Source organism: Bradyrhizobium sp. Leo170 (genome assembly GCF_004296405.1).
Classification (GTDB): domain Bacteria; phylum Pseudomonadota; class Alphaproteobacteria; order Rhizobiales; family Xanthobacteraceae; genus Bradyrhizobium.
The window spans coordinates 1-1,327 of the sequence record NZ_PSRR01000725.1; the positions used below are offsets into that span (position 1 = coordinate 1).

At 60.8% G+C, this 1,327-nt stretch carries 1 protein-coding gene; it reads right to left on the bottom strand.

All coding sequences use genetic code 11. The features are described 5' to 3' along the window. Positions 1 to 11 precede the first annotated feature (11 nt). The coding region (locus CWO89_RS44275; protein ID WP_245476869.1) for an IS4 family transposase at positions 12 to 1,327 on the bottom strand (1,316 nt) is incomplete at its 5' end.

Genomic DNA, 1,327 nt, shown 5'->3' on the forward strand with positions numbered 1-1,327 from the left:
GGCTATCCGATTCACACATTTTTGAGCCTCAAAGTGGTGCCGTATTTGATGCGACGGAAGGCTTCGAGGCCCAGGCGCATCACCTTTGGACCAGGCTTTCCATAGTAGGCGGTCCATCCTCCAAGCCGAGCAATGACCCACGCAGCGAAGGCGAGAGTGCCTTTTGGATGCGGGTTCTTTTGCTTCACAGTGGCCCCCTCGAGTTGAGAAGAGAGGGCTTCCAGCACAGGCTGGTCATCCGGCTCGAAGGCCTCGGTCAGTTCTTCCTCGGTCGTGCCGTCACGGGCGCGAACCAGTTGCATGATCGTGACCGTCGCTACGGCGGCTGCGGCAACGAACTTGATCATGACCTCGGGTTCGCCAATGTCGGCTTCCTCGATATCAAAACCGGCGGATTTGAGCGTGCGGAAGAACTCCTCGATGGTCCAACGCTTGCGATAGAGGTCGACGATCCGACGAGCTTGTTCTGGGCTTCTTACGACATGCGTGGTGAGAAGCCGCCAGTGGATCGGCTCGCCGTCATGGGTCGATGACACCTCCCGAACGTCCACCATGGTCAGGCGGATCATGTCGGGCAGATCTGGGCCAGGGCTGGGATGTGGCCGGCATAGCATTATCGGCGAGAAGCGCAAGGCAAGCTCGGCTATCCGCTCCTTGCGGCCCGGCGCCGCAGGAATCGTCACGCTGAACCGGGCAGCTTCCGGCAAGCCATCAACAAATGCAAACTGCTTCGCAAAAGCTCCGGACTTCAGTTTGATCTTCCGATTCCAGTTTGCCCTGACAAGCAACTCCACATTCGCCGGACGTCGCGCGAAGTGCTCGTAGATGTCGCTTTCCCGGTCGGAGATCACGGTGATGCTTTGCGCGGTCGATAAGGCCGCGCTGGCTTGAGCCGCCGCGGACAGCCAACGCTGCGACTCCTTGTCTGTTGTTGCTCGCGATCGCCGGGGCGTCACCTTGCCCTTGTCCCGATTCCAGACCTGCGCATCAACAAGACCCAGTAACGCATCAGTGCCGGCATCGAGTGCGAGCGCCGCATGCAAAAGCAGGCCGCGCGTTCCGCCGCCTTTGCCGACAGGGCCATAGCCGTTGGCTTTGGCGCGCCGTCCGCCAAGGATCAGTTCGCTGGTATCCTGAACCACGATGATCTCGCGACCGGCAACACGTTCCGCCGTGCGCGAAGCCGCATGGCTCGCCATCTCTGCGACACTTACCCGATCATTGCGCAGAAAACGCGTGAAGCGGACCTCCTGCGCTCGGTTCCCTGCAAGGCGTCGAATGCACGAACCAGGCCTTCCAACGAGCGCCACATGCAATGCGGCCCCCC